Origin of the sequence: Ewingella sp. AOP8-B2-18 (assembly GCF_052376015.1) — a bacterium.
Taxonomy (GTDB): domain Bacteria; phylum Pseudomonadota; class Gammaproteobacteria; order Enterobacterales; family Enterobacteriaceae; genus Ewingella; species Ewingella allii.
On the sequence record NZ_JBQSVB010000011.1, the window covers coordinates 89,919 to 107,684 of the forward strand.

General features: G+C 53.8%; 14 protein-coding genes. 7 read left to right on the forward strand and 7 right to left on the reverse strand.

The features are described from left to right. Window positions 1-2: 2 nt before the first annotated feature. Entirely contained in the window at window positions 3-1,715 is a 1,713-nt protein-coding gene (ligB, locus tag ACT3RR_RS19000; RefSeq protein ID WP_496200921.1) for an NAD-dependent DNA ligase LigB, read from the reverse strand. A 292-nt stretch (window positions 1,716-2,007) separates the two neighbouring features. On the opposite strand from ligB, the gene gmk reads away from it, so the two are divergent. From gmk to recG, 5 genes are read left to right on the forward strand one after another with little or no spacing between them, the layout of a single operon-like run. After that, the gene (gene gmk / locus ACT3RR_RS19005) at window positions 2,008-2,631 is read left to right on the forward strand and encodes a guanylate kinase (protein WP_396132705.1); all 624 of its coding nucleotides are present in this window, start codon (window positions 2,008-2,010) and stop codon (window positions 2,629-2,631) included. A gap of 54 nt (window positions 2,632-2,685) precedes the next feature. Continuing rightward, window positions 2,686-2,961, forward strand: a complete 276-nt coding sequence (gene rpoZ, locus ACT3RR_RS19010) for a DNA-directed RNA polymerase subunit omega (RefSeq protein ID WP_034794481.1) — start codon at window positions 2,686-2,688, stop codon at window positions 2,959-2,961. A 19-nt stretch (window positions 2,962-2,980) separates the two neighbouring features. Then, a complete protein-coding gene (gene spoT / locus ACT3RR_RS19015) occupies window positions 2,981-5,086 on the forward strand; it encodes a bifunctional GTP diphosphokinase/guanosine-3',5'-bis pyrophosphate 3'-pyrophosphohydrolase (protein WP_034794480.1) in 2,106 nt (701 codons plus the stop codon). Between the two features lie 5 nt (window positions 5,087-5,091). Beyond that, entirely contained in the window at window positions 5,092-5,790 is a 699-nt protein-coding gene (gene trmH / locus ACT3RR_RS19020; protein ID WP_396132704.1) for a tRNA (guanosine(18)-2'-O)-methyltransferase TrmH, read from the forward strand. Continuing rightward, window positions 5,787-7,868 carry an ATP-dependent DNA helicase RecG gene (gene recG, locus ACT3RR_RS19025; RefSeq protein WP_486033720.1) on the forward strand — a complete coding sequence of 694 codons (2,082 nt, stop codon included), beginning with the start codon at window positions 5,787-5,789 and terminating at the stop codon, window positions 7,866-7,868. Before trmH ends, recG begins: the two co-directional genes overlap by 4 nt. Before the next feature lie 34 nt (window positions 7,869-7,902). Here recG and gltS read toward each other — a convergent pair whose 3' ends face one another. Beyond that, complete coding sequence (gene gltS, locus ACT3RR_RS19030) at window positions 7,903-9,114, reverse strand: sodium/glutamate symporter (protein ID WP_396132702.1); 1,212 nt, start codon at window positions 9,112-9,114, stop codon at window positions 7,903-7,905. Window positions 9,115-9,352: 238 nt separating this feature from the next. Here gltS and ACT3RR_RS19035 point away from each other — a divergent pair, with 238 nt between their 5' ends. Then, the gene (locus ACT3RR_RS19035; protein ID WP_496200922.1) at window positions 9,353-10,744 is read left to right on the forward strand and encodes a nucleobase:cation symporter-2 family protein; all 1,392 of its coding nucleotides are present in this window, start codon (window positions 9,353-9,355) and stop codon (window positions 10,742-10,744) included. A gap of 154 nt (window positions 10,745-10,898) precedes the next feature. Further along, complete coding sequence (locus ACT3RR_RS19040; RefSeq protein ID WP_496200923.1) at window positions 10,899-12,584, forward strand: AsmA family protein; 1,686 nt, start codon at window positions 10,899-10,901, stop codon at window positions 12,582-12,584. A gap of 81 nt (window positions 12,585-12,665) precedes the next feature. On the opposite strand, the gene fabY is transcribed toward ACT3RR_RS19040, so the two are convergent. From fabY to typA, 5 genes are all read right to left on the reverse strand, one after another. Then, a complete protein-coding gene (fabY, locus tag ACT3RR_RS19045) occupies window positions 12,666-13,598 on the reverse strand; it encodes a fatty acid biosynthesis protein FabY (protein ID WP_353503803.1) in 933 nt (310 codons plus the stop codon). Window positions 13,599-13,631: 33 nt separating this feature from the next. Continuing rightward, complete coding sequence (gene dtd / locus ACT3RR_RS19050) at window positions 13,632-14,069, reverse strand: D-aminoacyl-tRNA deacylase (RefSeq protein WP_034794473.1); 438 nt, start codon at window positions 14,067-14,069, stop codon at window positions 13,632-13,634. Window positions 14,070-14,092: 23 nt separating this feature from the next. Continuing rightward, on the reverse strand, window positions 14,093-14,971 hold the full coding sequence (locus ACT3RR_RS19055) for a virulence factor BrkB family protein (protein WP_353503802.1): 879 nt from the start codon (window positions 14,969-14,971) through the stop codon (window positions 14,093-14,095). After that, window positions 14,968-15,570, reverse strand: coding sequence for a glucose-1-phosphatase (gene yihX / locus ACT3RR_RS19060; RefSeq protein ID WP_353503801.1), 603 nt, complete (start codon window positions 15,568-15,570; stop codon window positions 14,968-14,970). The genes ACT3RR_RS19055 and yihX overlap by 4 nt, the downstream gene beginning before the upstream one ends. A gap of 165 nt (window positions 15,571-15,735) precedes the next feature. Continuing rightward, entirely contained in the window at window positions 15,736-17,559 is a 1,824-nt protein-coding gene (gene typA / locus ACT3RR_RS19065) for a ribosome-dependent GTPase TypA (RefSeq protein WP_353503800.1), read from the reverse strand. Between the last annotated feature and the right edge of the window lie 207 nt (window positions 17,560-17,766).

Consider the following 17,766-nt stretch of genomic DNA (forward strand, 5'->3'; position numbering starts at 1 on the left):
TGCTATTCGGGCATACCTGCCAAATCAAAGGCAGGTATGCGCTGTTGGCCCAGAAACTCAGCCAACTCTTGGACGTCTGGGTGATGGATGAACGCTAAAATATCCCCGACTCTCTTTTTGCCAATTCCCACCGATTTTTGCCAACCTTCTGCCGTCAGGCTTTCAACTTCCCGCCAGTGCTTCTGAGTTGCAGCAACGTTCAGTGCAAAGGTGGGGAAGCCAATGGCCGAAAGCCACTGCCTGAAGGTTTTCTGTTTAGCGAGTTGCAACTCAGCATAAATGTTCTGCCCCTGCTTCGGACCTAGCCCAGGCAATGCAGCAATGCTCTCAGGCGTCAGACTCAACCAATCTGCCAAATCCGTCACTTTCTTATCATTCATCAGTGACCGCCAAGTGGCCTCCCCCAGCCCTCTCAATTTTAAGGCGTTCGGGCCACTCAGCCATGTGAGGCGAGATAGGAATTGCTGCTCGCAGCCCGCCGTGGGTTTAAAGCAGGTGAGCGGCGTGTAATCGTTCATGAGGATAGCATCTGAGTTAGGCCGCTGCTTCACCCGCCAAACAACCTTCTCCAGCACGGGTATACCCTGCCCGGCCAGAACAATAGAAACGTGGTCGCCCGGCGCGAGATCCCACTCCCGAAGCTTCTGTGGAGAACCAATACTGACTTTTGTGACCCTTTTGTCATCAAGCTTTATCGCTTTGAGATGCACGATCACCGTCAGTTTGCCTCGCCTGCCGACCAGCGTTTCAATACTCCTGATTTCGGCAAGCTGGGCCTCGGGCGGGTATTTCCAGGCAATTGCCCAGTCTGCCGTATTATTTTTCCAATAGCGGCCAGCGGGTTCTTGCCCCTGCCTCACCACCACGCCGTCTGTGACAAAAGGCAAAGGCTGGTTGAACCACGCCTCTCGCCAGTGGGCTATATCCTGAGAGGTGGTCACTGGCTGGGAAAAGGATTCCGCGAGGGGGAAACCTAATTTTGTCAGCTCGCTGAGCCTTGCCTCCATTGTTTTCGGCCCATCCGGCCAAGACCAGATGAACAGTCCCAACTGGCTTAAGGTCGCTGATGGAGAATGGCGCATCATGGCACCCGCGACTTTCGAGCGAGCATTCACACCTCCCGACTCTTTCTGTTGATGACCGTTCATCAGCAGAAACAGCTCACCTTGCAGAGTCAACTGCTCGCGGGTGTCGGCAATCGTCGGCAAAATAGCGGGAATAAATGCCGCTTTGGATGTCCAGTTCTGCCCCATCAGGCCATCGCCACGGCTCATTAGAGAAACCAGCTTTCCTTTCTGGTAAACCAAAGTCACAGCAACACCGTCTATTTTCGGCTGCACCCAAAGGTCTTGACGACCAATGATCCAGCGAGCCAGAGCCGATTCGTCGCGCAGCTTCTTCAATCCGGTATGAGCAAAAGGATGCTGAATCAGAGCGCTTGAGGCTGAAGAGGCGTCGCGCGGTGGGTTAGCCTCAGAGAGTGGCCGGCCCGCGCATCGCAGCCAGTCACTCTGCTTATGGCGCAAACTGTCGTAGGTCGCGTCGTCTATCAGGCTCTGCCCGTATTGGTGATAACGCGTATCCCAATGCAATAGCTGCGCGGTCAGCGCCTGAGTTTCGAGATCTAATCGTGACTGAGGCCAGTCTGGGCAACTGGAAAAACTCTGGGTTGGCAGAAAACACAGCAAGAGCAGCAATTTAACTATCCAGCGCATCGGCACCTCCTTGTGGGACTGACTTAAGCCCAGTGAGTAGATACCGAAATGCTTTGTCCCGCCATCGCCGATGAATAAGCTTGCGATATGCATTCCTGACATTCGACTTTGTTGCTGCAACAGGAAAAAAATTTGGAATCCATCGTGGAAAAATGACTTTTAGCGCTGTTTTATCCACAGATGTTGCGATGAAATACGTCTCAACGCTGCACCAGAAGCGGCTAGCGTGTATACTGTGCGGAAGATCACTCTTCGCACACTTCCTATCAACCTATTCAGTTGAAACGTCATCATGGTCCAAGGCACGCTATATATTATCTCCGCACCCAGTGGAGCAGGTAAATCAAGTCTGATTCAGGCTTTGCTGAAAACTCAGCCTCTTTACGATACTCAAGTTTCCATTTCCCATACGACTCGCGCAGTTCGCCCGGGAGAGAAACATGCAGAACACTATTTCTTCGTCTCGAAAGAAGAATTCTGCGAGATGATCGCTAAAGAAGCTTTCCTCGAACACGCTGAAGTTTTCGGTAACTACTACGGAACCTCGCGCGAAGCGATTGAGCAAGTTCTGGCATCAGGCGTTGACGTGTTTTTGGACATCGACTGGCAAGGTGCGCAGCAAATTCGTAAAAAGATGCCGCAAGCGCGCAGCATTTTTGTATTGCCGCCGTCGAAAGACGAACTGGATCGCCGCCTGCGTGGCCGCGGACAGGATAGCGAAGAAGTCATTGCTAAACGTATGGCGCAAGCCGTCGCGGAAATGACCCACTTTGCTGAGTACGACTATTTAATTGTGAACGATGATTTTGATCTGGCTTTATCGGATTTAAAAACCATTATTCGCGCCGAACGTCTGCGTCTGAGCCGTCAAAAGCTTCGCCATGACGGATTAATCACCAAACTATTGGCAGACTGAAGTCACTTTCAGTATTATGCCCAGTCTTTCGTCACCCTGTGGAGTAGCACATATATGGCACGCGTAACTGTTCAAGACGCTGTAGAGAAAATTGGTAACCGTTTTGACCTGGTGTTGGTGGCTGCTCGTCGCGCACGCCAGCTGCAATCTGGTGGTAAAGATCCACTGGTCGCTGAAGAAAACGATAAATACACTGTTATTGCCCTACGTGAAATCGAAGAAGGTTTGATTACTAATCAGATCCTCGACGTTCGCGATCGTCAGGAGCAACAAGAGCAGGAAGCCGCAGAGATTCAGGCAGTGACTGCCATCGCTGAAGGCCGTCGTTAATTAACGAAACGGATCTCACTTGTACATCTTTGAAAGCCTGAATCAACTGATTCAAAAATACCTGCCAGAGGAGCAAATCAAGCGCCTCGTGCAGGCTTACCTCGTCGCGCGGGACGCGCACGAGGGGCAGACTCGCTCGAGCGGTGAACCTTACATTACTCACCCGGTAGCGGTAGCCTGTATTTTGGCTGAAATGAGGCTCGACCACGAGACTCTGATGGCGGCGTTATTACATGACGTCATCGAAGACACGCCTGCGACATATCAGGATATGGAGCAACTGTTCGGCAAAAGCGTTGCCGAACTGGTCGAAGGCGTTTCAAAGCTGGACAAGCTGAAGTTCCAAGATAAGAAAGAAGCGCAGGCGGAAAACTTCCGCAAAATGATCATGGCGATGGTGCAAGACATCCGCGTCATTCTGATCAAACTCGCCGACCGTACCCATAACATGCGCACGCTGGGCTCTTTACGCCCGGATAAACGCCGCCGCATTGCCCGCGAAACGCTGGAAATTTACAGCCCGCTGGCACACCGTTTGGGTATCCACCATCTGAAAACTGAGCTTGAAGAGCTAGGTTTTGAAGCCCTGTATCCGAACCGTTATCGCGTCATTAAAGAAGTGGTGAAAGCCGCGCGTGGTAACCGTAAAGAGATGATTCAGAAGATACTTTCTGAAATTGAAGGGCGTCTGACCGAAGCCGGAATTCAGTGTCGGGTGAGTGGTCGCGAAAAGCACCTCTATTCTATCTACTGCAAAATGCACCTGAAAGAGCAGCGCTTCCATTCCATTATGGATATCTATGCTTTTCGGGTCATCGTCAAAGAACTCGACACCTGCTACCGCGTGTTAGGTCAGGCTCACAGCCTGTATAAACCGCGTCCAGGCCGAGTCAAAGACTACATCGCCATTCCAAAAGCCAACGGCTATCAATCTCTGCATACTTCGCTGATTGGCCCGCACGGCGTGCCGGTTGAAGTGCAAATCCGTACCGAAGATATGGACCAGATGGCAGAGATGGGTGTTGCCGCTCACTGGGCCTACAAAGAGAATGGCGAAAATAGCACCACGGCGCAGATTCGCGCCCAGCGCTGGCTGCAAAGCCTGCTTGAGCTCCAGCAAAGTGCCGGTAACTCATTCGAATTCATTGAAAGCGTAAAATCAGACCTCTTCCCTGATGAAATTTACGTCTTCACCCCTGAAGGACGCATCGTAGAACTGCCAGCGGGTGCGACGCCTGTCGACTTCGCCTACGCAGTTCACACTGACATCGGCCATGCCTGTGTCGGTGCGCGCGTCGACAGACAGCCTTACCCGCTTTCGCAGCCACTGACCAGCGGCCAGACTATCGAGATCATTACGGCACCGGGCGCACGTCCGAATGCGGCGTGGTTGAACTTTGTTGTGAGCTCACGTGCTCGTGCCAAAATCCGCCAAATGCTCAAGAACTTGAAACGCGATGACTCCGTTTCACTCGGTCGCCGGTTGCTCAATCACGCATTGGGTAGTGGTAAAAAGATTTCCGATCTGCCGCCAGAGAACATCAAAAACGAGCTGGATCGCATGAAGCTCACCGCGATGGATGACCTGCTAGCTGAAATCGGCTTAGGTAACGCCATGAGCGTGGTGGTTGCCAAAAATCTCATGGGCGACCAGTCGTCTATGGCTAGCAGCGGCACGCGCAATCTGCCAATCAAAGGCGCAGATGGCGTACTGATCACCTTCGCGAAGTGCTGCCGCCCTATTCCTGGCGACCCGATTATTGCCCACGTCAGCCCGGGTAAAGGTCTCGTTATTCACCACGAATCCTGCCGTAACATTCGCGGATACCAGAAAGAGCCTGAGAAATTCATGGCTGTAGATTGGGATGACCAAGAAACAGACCAAGAGTTTATCGCGGAAATCAAAGTTGATATGTTCAATCATCAGGGCGCGCTGGCGAACCTGACGGCTGCTATCAATGCTGCCCAGTCGAACATTCAGAGTCTGAGTACCGAAGAAAAAGATGGACGGGTTTATAGCGCCTTTATTCGCCTGACGACCCGCGACCGCGTGCATCTGGCAAATATCATGCGCAAAATCCGCATCATGCCGGACGTGATTAAAGTCAGCCGTAATCGAAACTAGCCGTCATGACTCCTGAACGTTATGCGCGCATCTGCGAAATGCTTGCAGCCCGGCAGCCAGACCTGACGGTATGCATGGAAGAAGTGCATAAGCCGCATAATATCGCCGCGGTTATCCGCACAGCAGATGCCGTTGGCGTTCACGAAGTCCACGCGGTTTGGCCCTCAAGTCGCATGCGTACGCTGGTTTCCTCCGCTGCAGGAAGTAACAGCTGGGTGCAGGTGAAAACTCACCAAACCATTGAATCCGCCGTCGCCAAAATGAAAGCGAAAGGGATGCAAGTGCTGGCCACTCACCTTTCCGACAAAGCGGTAGACTTTCGCACCATCGACTACACTCGCCCGACCTGCATTCTGCTCGGTCAGGAAAAAACCGGTATCAGCCCCGAAGCCTTAGCGTTAGCCGATAGCGATATCGTTATCCCCATGGTGGGCATGGTTCAGTCGCTGAATGTCTCCGTCGCCTCTGCACTCATCCTGTATGAAGCACAGCGCCAGCGGCAAAATGCCGGGATGTATCAGCGTGAAATCAGTCCGTTAGCTCACAAAGAGCAGCAGCGCCTGCTTTTTGAGGGGGGTTATCCTGTATTATCTAACGTCGCGAAACGCAAAAAACTTCCTCGCCCGTTGATCGACGAAACCGGGCAAATCGTGGCTGATGACGAATGGTGGTCCGCAATGCAAATGACGGTTAAAAGAAGATGAAGGGCCGCCTGCTCGATGCCATCCCTCTGACGTCGCTTTCCGGCGTTGGGGCTAGTCAGGCTGATAAGCTAGCTAAACTCGGCCTCGAAACCATTCAGGACTTACTGCTCCACCTTCCCCTACGCTATGAAGATCGCACCCGCCTCTATGCCATCAATGACCTGCTTCCGGGCATTTTTGCGACCATAGAAGGGGAAGTATTGCGCAGCGACATCAGCTTTGGGCGGCGCAGAATGATGACATGCCAGATTAGCGACGGCACGGGCATGGTCACTTTGCGTTTCTTCAATTTCAATGCGGCGATGAAAAACAGCCTCGCTCCCGGAAGGCGCGTTACTGCCTATGGCGAGATAAAACGCGGCACCATCGGCGCAGAAATCATTCACCCTGAATATCGCATTCAGGGCGAAAACAGCGAAGTCGTGCTGCAAGAGTCTCTGACTCCGGTCTATCCGACGACGGAAGGTATCCGCCAGGCAACCCTGCGTAAGCTCACCGATCAAGCCCTTGAGTTGCTCGACACCGTGCCGATTGCCGAACTGCTGCCTGAAGAACTCAGCCGGACGCTGATTTCACTGCCGAAAGCCCTGCATCTTCTGCACCGGCCGCCGCCAGATATTCAGTTAGCCGATTTGGAAAAAGGCCAGCACCCCGCGCAGCGCAGGCTGATTATGGAGGAGTTACTCGCTCATAACCTCAGCATGCTCGCCGTCCGGGCCGGCACTCAAAGCTATAAAGCCTTGCCGCTTAAGCACGATGACCGCCTGAAAGATAAGTTTTTGGCTTCGCTGCCTTTCAGCCCTACCGGCGCGCAGCAGCGCGTGGTGGCCGAAATCGAACAGGACTTAACCAAAAACTACCCGATGATGCGATTGGTTCAGGGCGACGTTGGCTCGGGTAAAACGCTGGTTGCCGCACTGGCCGCGCTCTGCGCCATTGCGCAAGGTAAACAGGTTGGGCTGATGGCGCCGACTGAGCTGCTGGCCGAACAGCATGCCAATAACTTCCGCCAGTGGTTTGAACCGCTGGGTATTAAGGTGGGTTGGCTCGCCGGAAAGCAGAAAGGCAAAGCCCGCCAGGCTCAGCAAGAGGCTATCGCCAGCGGCGAAGTTTCCATGGTCGTCGGCACGCACGCCATATTTCAAGAGCAGGTACTCTTCTCCTCTCTCGCCTTAGTGATTATCGATGAGCAGCACCGTTTCGGGGTTCATCAACGTCTGGCGCTGTGGGAAAAAGGCAAACAGCAGGGATTCCACCCGCACCAGCTAATCATGACCGCCACGCCCATCCCGCGAACGCTGGCGATGACTGCCTATGCCGACCTTGATACCTCCGTCATCGACGAACTGCCGCCCGGCCGAACGCCGGTGACCACGGTCGCCATTCCAGACACTCGCCGCAGCGATATCATTGCGCGGGTGAAAAGCGCCTGTGAGCAGGAAAATCGTCAGGCTTACTGGGTGTGTACGCTGATTGAAGAGTCGGAAATGCTGGAAGCCCAGGCTGCCGAAGCAACGTGGGAAGGCTTAAAAGAAGCCCTGCCCGAACTAAAAATTGGGCTGGTTCATGGGCGAATGAAAGCTCAAGAAAAACAGGCGGTAATGCTGGCTTTCAAGCAGGGCGAAGTGCAATTACTGGTCGCCACCACGGTGATTGAAGTAGGGGTTGATGTACCAAATGCCAGCCTGATGATTATTGAGAACCCTGAGCGACTAGGTCTGGCGCAGCTTCACCAGTTGCGCGGGCGCGTCGGCCGTGGCGCTGTCGCCTCGCACTGTGTGCTGCTGTATAAAACGCCGCTGAGCAAAACGGCGCAGATTCGCCTGCAAGTGCTGCGCGATAGCAACGACGGCTTTGTGATTGCTCAACAAGATTTAGAAATTCGTGGGCCGGGCGAGTTACTGGGCACCCGACAAACCGGCAGTGCAGAGTTTAAAGTGGCAGACTTACTGCGCGATCAAGCGATGATCCCCGAAGTGCAGCGCATTGCGCGTTACCTGCAACAGCAGTTCCCGCAACATGCACACGCGCTGATTGAGCGCTGGCTGCCTGAAAGAGTGCGCTACACCAACGCCTAGATGAGTTAAGTGCCGTCCCTGGCACTCAATCACATCACGCCACGCTTGGGAAAATAGGCAGCAGTAAGAACAGCTTGATGACAATCGCGTTCGCGATATCAATAAAGAATGCTCCTACCATTGGAACCACCAGAAACGCCAAATGCGACGGGCCAAAACGGTTGGTGATCGCCTGCATGTTGGCGATCGCGGTCGGCGTTGCTCCCAGACCAAAGCCACAGTGTCCCGCCGCCAGTACCGCCGCGTCGTAGTTACGCCCCATCACCCTGTAAGTCACAAAAATCGCGTACAGTGCCATCGACAGAGTCTGAACGCCGAGGATTGCCATCATCGGCAGCGCCAACGACGCCATCTCCCACAACTTCAAACTCATCAAAGCCATCGCAAGGAACAGCGAAAGGCTGACGTTACCCAGTACGGAAACCGCGCGGTCGAAGACGCGATAGAACCCCAACCACGCCAGCAGGTTACTGAGGATAACCCCGACGAACAGCACGCAAACAAAGGTCGGGATTTCGAAGGCCGAGCCTTGCAGCAGCTTGGAAACGTGAGTGCCCGCCGTCAGGCAGATAGCAATCAGGGCAATGGTTTCCAGCAGAACCATTGAGCTTATCATGCGCCCGACGGCCGGTTTTTCGAATGCGCTAGGGTCAGCCGCGTCGTCCGGCGTGCCGTTGGGTGTCGAAGAGTGGCTCACCAGATAGCGCGCTACCGGGCCGCCAATAATGCCGCCCAGCACTAAGCCGAAGGTGGCGCAGGCCATCGCGACTTCGGTGGCATTCTCAAAGCCGTATTTCTCTACGAACAGCTTGCTCCACGCCGCCCCCGTTCCGTGCCCGCCGGAAAGGGTGATAGAGCCAGCCAGCAGGCCCATCAGCGGGTCGAGACCGAGCAGTTTCGCCATGCCAATGCCGATGGCGTTTTGCAGCAGCAGTAACCCGAGCACCACGAATACCAGCAAGGCCAATGCCTTACCTCCCGCCCGCAAACTCGCAAGGTTGGCATTCAGGCCGATGGTGGCGAAGAAGGCCAACATCAGCGGTTCTTTCAACGACATATCAAAACTCACTTCCCAATCAAAGAGTTGATTAGCAAGTAAAAGTAAGAAAGCCACCAGCAAACCGCCCGCAACGGGTTCGGGAATGGTGTACTTTTTAAGGAAAGAGATTGATTGGACGCACTTACGGCCTAAAAGGAGGACTAACGTCGCGGCAACGAGCGTGCCATAGGTATCGAGATGAATCATTGAAATGCTCCATGTGTGCAAAAATCCATAATTATTATTGAGTTATAAGAACTCCGGATCGCTGTTGTTTTCTTGAGAGGGAATTAGAAGTCAGATAGGCAATTCAGTGCAAGAAAAACAGTGTCAACGTGCGACGAGAATTAGCGTTTTCTCTCAAAAATTTGGTTTCGCAATCGATTGCTTTTGGAAAGGTTTTCATGAAAAATGCCCGCTTTGCCGCTTAATGGACGCCCAAATCATGAGTACGCAATCTGCCGAGACAGACGCACAGCACGCCGAACTTTCCCGCCCACAGCACAGTGAACTGATTTATCGCCTTGAAGATCGCCCGCCGCTGCCGCAAACCCTGTTTGCCGCCTGTCAGCACTTATTGGCGATGTTCGTGGCCGTAATCACCCCCGCGCTGCTTATTTGTCAGGCACTCGGCCTGCCGGCGCAGGATACTCAGCACATTATTAGCATGTCGCTGTTTGCGTCCGGCCTCGCATCCATTTTGCAAATTAAAACCTGGGGGCCGGTCGGCTCCGGGCTGCTCTCCATTCAGGGCACCAGCTTTAACTTTGTCGCGCCGTTAATCATGGGCGGTATGGCGTTGAAAAACGGCGGCGCGGATGTCCCAACCATGATGGCGGCGCTGTTCGGCACCCTAATGGTGGCGTCCTGCACCGAAATCATTCTTTCCCGCTTCCTGCATCTGGCCCGCCGGGTGATCACGCCCCTGGTGTCGGGCATTGTAGTAATGATTATCGGCCTGTCGCTGATTCAAGTTGGCCTGACGTCAATTGGCGGCGGCTACACGGCGATGAGCGATCACACCTTTGGCGCGCCGAAGAACTTGCTGCTGGCCGCCGTGGTTCTGGTAGTAATTATCCTACTCAACCGCCAGAAAAACCCTTACCTGCGCGTCGCCTCGCTGGTGATCGCAATGGCCGTGGGCTACGTCGCCGCGTGGTTGATGGGCATGCTGCCAGCCTCGGCTCCGGCGACACAGACCAATCTGGTTACGCTGCCGACCCCGCTGTACTACGGGCTGGGCTTCGACTGGAACTTACTGATTCCTTTGATGCTGATTTTCATGGTGACCTCGCTGGAAACCATCGGCGACATTACCGCCACCTCTGACGTTTCCGAGCAGCCGGTCAGCGGCCCGCTGTATATGAAGCGCATCAAAGGCGGCGTATTAGCCAATGGCCTGAACTCGATGCTTTCAGCCGTGTTCAACACCTTCCCTAACTCCTGCTTCGGCCAGAACAACGGCGTGATTCAGTTAACCGGCGTTGCCAGTCGCTATGTCGGGTTTGTGGTGGCATTGATGCTGATCGCGCTGGGCCTGTTCCCCGCCGTGGCGGGCTTTGTGCAGCATATTCCTGAGCCGGTGCTGGGCGGCGCGACCATCGTGATGTTCGGTACCATCGCGGCATCCGGTGTGCGCATTGTTTCCCGCGAGCGCCTGAATCGCCGGGCGATTATGATCATGGCGCTCTCTTTGGCCGTCGGCATGGGCGTTTCCCAGCAGCCGCTGATTTTGCAATTCGCCCCGGACTGGCTGAAAACCCTGCTCTCCTCGGGTATTGCGGCTGGCGGCATTACCGCCATTGTGCTGAACCTGATTTTCCCGCACGAAAAATAAACATCCGCTGTAACCCCTGCAACTGCGGCGAGAGGTCTGGAACCCTCGCCGCATTTTCTTGTCTCTGTCATGCTAACCTATTGAGAAAGGCCACTGTTTACGGCATAAACAAGGTACTCTTACACTCCTTTCCCGACGGATACGGATTTAGACGATGAAATTTATCGGTAAAGTTTTGCTGACATTAGTCCTGCTGTTGGTGCTGGCGGTTGTGCTGCTCTATGTGCTGTTGCAAACGCGCTGGGCGGCGACGCAAGTCAGCCAATGGATCACTGGCAACAGTAACTACCACCTATCAGTCGGAAAAATAGACCACGGCTGGTCAGAACCAGGCCGCATTGTGCTCAATGGTGTGACATTGGGGGCCAAAAACCAGCCGGACGCGCTGAATGCGGCACAGGTAAATCTCGACCTGAGCTGGCGCCAAATCACCGATCCCAAATTCTTCGATCGCATCACGCTCATCAACGGGCGTCTCAATCTCAACCCTTCCGCGTTGAATTTGCCGATTCAGGCCAACACGCTTCAGTTGAGCAAAATGGCGCTGGTCGGTGATGTGAACGACTGGGAAATTGATGGCCAAAAAGTGAATGCTGGCATCTATCCTTGGCAGCCCAAGGCCGGGCGCGTGCTTGGCGAAAATGCCGAGTTCCAGCTTAGTGCCTCTGCGCTGACCCTCAACGGCATTCCTGCTGAAAACATTCTGGTTCAAGGTCAGATTAACAATAATCAACTCACGCTGAACAACTTCGGCGGGGACTTGGCTCGCGGCCAGTTAACCGGCAAGGCAAGCCGAGCGGCAGATGGCAGTTGGACTATCGACAACGTGCGTTTGAGCAATGTCCGCCTGCAAACCGCCGAGCCGCTGTCGGTGTTCTTACAAGACGCCCACAAGTTACCAAAAGTCAGTATTAAGCGTTTTGACCTGATTGATGCTCGCCTGCAAGGGCAAGACTGGGCGTTCAGCGATGTCGACCTGTCAGTGAAAGATGTCAATCTGCAAGACGGTGACTGGCAGAGCGAAGATGGTGAAATCTCACTCAACGCCACCGAGATGATCAATGGCAGTCTGCATGTCATCGACCCGTTAGTGAATTTGGACCTTTCGCCGCAGGGCATCGCCATTCGCCAAGTGAGCGGGCGCTGGGAAGGCGGCCTGCTGCGCACCACCGGCAGCTGGACTCGCGCCAACAAGCGCTTACAGTTAGATGAACTGACGGTTGCCGCGCTGGAATACACTTTGCCGCAAAACTGGCGCCAGCTTTGGCTGCAAACCCTGCCGTCTTGGCTGTCCGAGGTGTATATCGGCAAGTTGATGACCAACCGCAATCTGATCATCGATATTTCGCCGCAGTTCCCCTTCCAGCTCACAGCGCTCGACGGCTACGGCAGCGATTTACTTCTGGCGCGTAACCACGAGTGGGGCATCTGGTCCGGCAAACTCAACCTTAATGCCAGCGACGCAACCTTCAACAAAGTCGACGTTCGTCGGCCGTCTCTGGCACTGGAAGCCGCAGACAATCAGGTCAAAATCACCGAAATGAGCGCCTTCACTAAAGAAGGTCTGCTGGAAGCCACGGGCAACGTTGACCAACAGCCGCAGCGCAATTTCTCCCTCAATCTGACAGGGCGCGCCGTGCCGTCGAACGTGTTAGAAAACTGGGGATGGCCTCACCTACCGCTAGAGGGCAATGCTAACTTGCAGCTCAATCTGCAAGGGCAGCTTCCGGCGAATGTCGATTTCAAACCGACGCTCAACGGCAAGCTTCACGCTCTCAGCGCCGATGGCAAGCAAATCGACCAGCAAATGAGTCAGGGAATAGTAGCAGGCAGTAACTGAATGACTTCCAGTCACTTACACCGTAAGTGACTGGAATGATTGAAGTGCCCAAGGCAGGCGCGGCTCGCAGGATGACAGTTATCAGTTGATCTGCGGCTCGAGAGGAGCATCAGGTGACGCCGGTAAAACGAGATAGGTCCCTTCAAAAATTGCTCCGTTAGGCTCATCGCCTAACAGATTCACTTCCAACTGAACGCGGGCCCTGCGCCCCTTCGCCAGACGGTCGAGATCGCCACTGATAGAGCTGAGGTCGGCGATGGCGCGCGGACGGCCGGTGACTGGCGCGCTGTAGCGAATATGGGCATCGGCCAGAACAATGGTTCCCCCCAAGTGGCGCTCGCGTAGCAGCAACCAGATTAACCCCCAGCCGGTCAGCGTCGCCAATGAGAACAGGCTGCCGGCGAACAGCGTATGGTGCGGATTCTGATTCCCCGCTTCCGGCATGGTGGTGACAAAGCGCTGGCCAGTGTACTGGCTGATGCGCACGCCCATTTTCTCACTCAGCGGAATATGGTCATACCAAGCTTGTTGTAGCTGCCCGCACCAATCGGGGCGGTGCAGAATGTCGTCCAACGTCTCAATCGGTTTGATCATCAAGAAGTGGCGCACTGGCGTGGTCTGCGGGGTAGTAATTTCCCCCTGGTTAACGAAACCCAGTTTGGCAAAGAATGCCTCAGCGTCTTCGCGCGCACTACACACCACGCGCTTCACTCCCTCCTGACGAGCAACGGACTCCAGCGTCATCGCCACCAGCGTCCCCAAGCCTTTACCTTGGACGTTCGGGTCTACGGCCAGAAAGCGAATCGACGCCTCGTTATCCGCATTAATATACAAACGCCCCACGGCCACGGTGTTGCCGTGCTCATCCACCACCATTTGGTGGTGTGCCATGGCGTCATAGGCATCACGTTCTGAGCCTTCGGGCTGATGCAGCGGCTTACGCAACATCTCCCAGCGGAAGGAGTAATACGCCGCCAGTTCTTTTTCGGTTACAGGAACTCTCAAATGATACATAGGTAGATTCTCTCCGGCGCGATGCCTTTTAAATCAGACTTGTAGCCAGAAGGTCACGGGTCCGTCATTCACCAGTGCCACTTTCATGTCGGCGGCGAAGCGCCCTGTTTCAGTCGGAATGCCTTTCTCCCTGCATTCCCCGCAGAAGTAGTCATACAGTCTTTCGGCTTCTTGAGGCGCTGCGCCTCGCGAAAAGCCCGGGCGATTGCCCTTTTGGGTATCGGCCACCAGGGTGAATTGCGAAACCACTAGCAGGCTGCCCCCTGCCTGTTGCACGTTAAGGTTCATCTTGCCGTTCTCATCACTGAAGATACGGTATCCGATCACCTTATCGCACAGTTTTTTTGCCTTTTGCTCATCGTCACCCTGTTCGACACCCAGCAAAATCAGTAATCCTGGCCCAATCTCACCGCAAACTTCGCCATCAACCGTCACGCTGGCATTCAGCACGCGTTGAATTAATGCAATCATAAAAATCCTTTCGTGTTACGCCATTAGGGTTCTTTGATATTTAAAGCCGCGGTGTCCGAAGTGCGCAGTTTGCGCAGTGAGCGGTATTCACCCAGCGTGACGGTGATCTCCGCCCCCAGCAGCACAATACACCAGCTCACATAGACCCATAGGAACAAGATCGGAATCACCGCCAGCACGCCATAAATCAGCTGATAAGAGGGGAAAAGCTGGATATAGAGCGCAAACACCTTCTTGCCTAGCTCAAATAATATGCCTGAGACCAAAGCGCCGATTAACGCGTCTTTTGGCGGCACGCGCACCGTCGGGACGACCTGATAAAGCAGCCAGAAGGAGATCCACGAAATCAGCAGAGGCAGCACGCGCAGCACGCGGTCGATCACCGAATGCACGTCCGTGACGTTGCTCAGCCAGTTGAGTGAGAGCAGGTAGGAGCTGATCGCCACGCTGGCTACCAGCAGGATTGGGCCGAGGGTCAGCACCATCCAGTAGACGGCAAAGGAGAAGACGATCGGACGTTTGTTTTTGCTGTCCCAAATCTTATTCAGCACGCTGTCCACCGAGGCGATCAGCAGCAGCGCGGTGATAATCAGCCCACAGGTACCGACGGCGGTCATTTTGCTGGAGTTGGCGACAAACTGCTCGAGGTAGCGCTGGATCACGTCGCCTGTGGCGGGCATGAAATTATTGAAAATAAAGGCTTTAAGCTGCTCGCTTATCTCGGAGAATACCGGGAAAAGAGCGAACAGCGAGAAGACCACTGCGATTAATGGCACCAAGGAGAGCAGCGAAACGTAGGCCAGATGGCCCGCCAGTAACGTCAGGCCATCCTTATCGGCACGCTTAAGCAGCAGGTGTACAAAATGCCCGCCCGCTTTTACTCGACGCCACAGTACTCTCATCCATGCTCCGCGGCAGAAAACCAGGTTGGTACGGTTTTTTTGTCTTCCACCAGCACGGCTCTGATACCCACGGACTGTGCGGCCTCGACGTTCTCGAGCACGTCGTCGAAGAACACCGCCTCGCTGGCGCTAACGCCTTCTTTATTCAGCACGTATTCGAAAATGCGGGTTTCGGGCTTACGCATCCCTAAGTCTTGCGACAGATAAATAGCATCCGTATTTTCTGCGATTTCAGGGAAGTGTTTTGGCCAGTAGTCGAGATGCAGGCTATTGGTGTTAGACAGCACTACCACGCGATGGCCCTGCTGGCGCAGCGTTTTGAACAGCTCAATCACCTCTGGGCGCAGCCCAACAAACACCGCGTGCCAGCCCGCGCTGAATTGCTCAAAGCTGAGCGCAATGCCCATTTCTTCGCACAGCGAGGTGGCGAACTCTTCGTCGCTGATTTCGCCGCGTTCGTGCTTCTTGAACACGTCGCCCATTGAAAATCTTTCATTGAGTATCGCCAAAGGCGTACCGCTGAGGTTGCTCCACACCCCAAGCACACGTTTGAAATCAATATCAATAATGACGTTTCCCATATCAAAAATGTACAGCATTGCACGCTCCTGATTTCAAAGATGATGCTTAACTTTAGCGGGAAAAGGGACGTATGAACAGGGAGTGAACCACAGGGTTGCGAGGTAAATTGAGTAAAAAACACAAAAAAAACAGGGCACCCAAAGGCGCCCTGTTCGATTGAAAACGTCTAGCGAGGAAGAAAATTAACTTTCTTTAGGACCACGCATTGCACGTTTACGATCGTTCTCAGTCAGGTGACGTTTACGGATACGTACAGACTGAGGAGTCACTTCTACCAGTTCGTCATCATCGATGAATTCCAGAGCTTGCTCCAGAGACATTTTGATAGCAGGAACCAAGGTAGTCGCTTCGTCAGTACCGGACGCACGCATGTTGGTCAGCTTCTTACCGGTCAAGCAGTTCACGGTCAGGTCGTTAGAACGTGAGTGAATACCGATGATCTGGCCTTCATACACTTCTGCGCCGTGGCCCAGGAACAATTTGCCGCGGTCTTGCAGGCTGAACAGTGCGAACGCTACAGCTTTGCCCTGACCGTTAGAAATCAGAACGCCGTTCTGGCGCTGACCGATTTCACCCGGACGAACGTCGTCGTAGTGGCTGAAGGTGGAGTACAGCAGGCCAGTACCAGAAGTCATGGTCATGAACTCAGTACGGAAGCCGATCAGGCCACGCGCTGGGATCAGGTAATCCAGACGGATACGACCTTTGCCGTCAGGGATCATGTCCTTAACGTCGCCCTTACGCTCACCCATGGCTTGCATGACTGAACCCTGGTGCTGTTCTTCGATATCCAGCGTTACGTTTTCGAATGGCTCTTGTTTACGACCATCAATCATCTTGTTGATAACTTTTGGACGAGAAACAGCGATTTCGAAACCTTCACGACGCATGTTTTCAATCAGAACTGACAGGTGAAGTTCACCACGGCCAGATACGCGGAACGCATCAGCATCTTCAGTTTCTTCAACACGCAGTGCCACGTTGTGCACCAGTTCTTTGTTCAGACGGTCAAGGATCTGACGTGAAGTCACATACTTACCTTCTTTACCACAGAACGGAGAGGTGTTTACGTTGAAGTACATGGTAACGGTTGGTTCATCAACGCTCAGTGGAGTCAGCGCTTCGACGTTCTGTGGATCACAGATGGTGTCGGAGATGTTCAACTCGCCCAAGCCGGTGATAGCAATGATGTCGCCTGCTTCAGCCAGTTGAGTTTCGATACGCTCCAGACCCATGTGGCCCAGTACTTTACCGACTTTACCGTTACGGGTTTTGCCTTCGCTATCGATGATAGTGACTTGTTGGTTAGGCTTAACCACGCCGCGTTTGATACGGCCGATGCCGATAACGCCAACGTAGTTGTTGTAGTCCAGCTGAGAGATTTGCATCTGCAGTGGGCCGTCACGGTCAACTTTAGGTGCTTCAACGTGGTCTACGATTGCCTGGTACAGCGGGGTCATGTCTTCGGCCATATCAGCATGGTCGGTGCCCGCGATACCCATCAATGCAGATGCATAGATGATTGGGAAGTCGAGTTGCTCGTCAGTCGCGTCGAGGTTAACGAACAGGTCGAAGACCTGGTCAACAACCCAGTCAGGACGTGCGCCCGGACGGTCAACTTTGTTGATTACCACGATCGGCTTCAGACCATTAGCGAATGCTTTTTTGGTCACGAAACGGGTTTGCGGCATTGGGCCATCCATTGCATCCACAACCAGCAGCACCGAGTCGACCATAGACATCACACGCTCTACCTCACCGCCGAAGTCGGCGTGTCCTGGGGTATCAACGATGTTGATGCGGTAGTCTTTCCAATTAATGGCGGTGTTTTTTGCGAGGATGGTAATCCCACGCTCTTTCTCCAAATCGTTGGAGTCCATTACGCGTTCAGTTGCTTCTACACGCTCTCCGAAAGTACCGGATTGTTGCAGCAACTTGTCGACCAGGGTGGTTTTACCATGGTCAACGTGGGCAATAATGGCGATGTTACGCAAATTTTCGATCACAGCTTTGCCTCAGGCATTAGAAATAGCGCGCTATTGTACACGTATTAAGCGAGGTTCTAAACAAGATCACAATGATCTTATCGAAACAACTCGATGATGGTTACTTTGTGATCCCTTTCACGGTGCAAACGGGCCTTTGCACTCGCTTGGCGCACCAATTTGGTGCTTCAGATCTGGCCACTAGCACCAAAAAGGTGCAAAAACTCC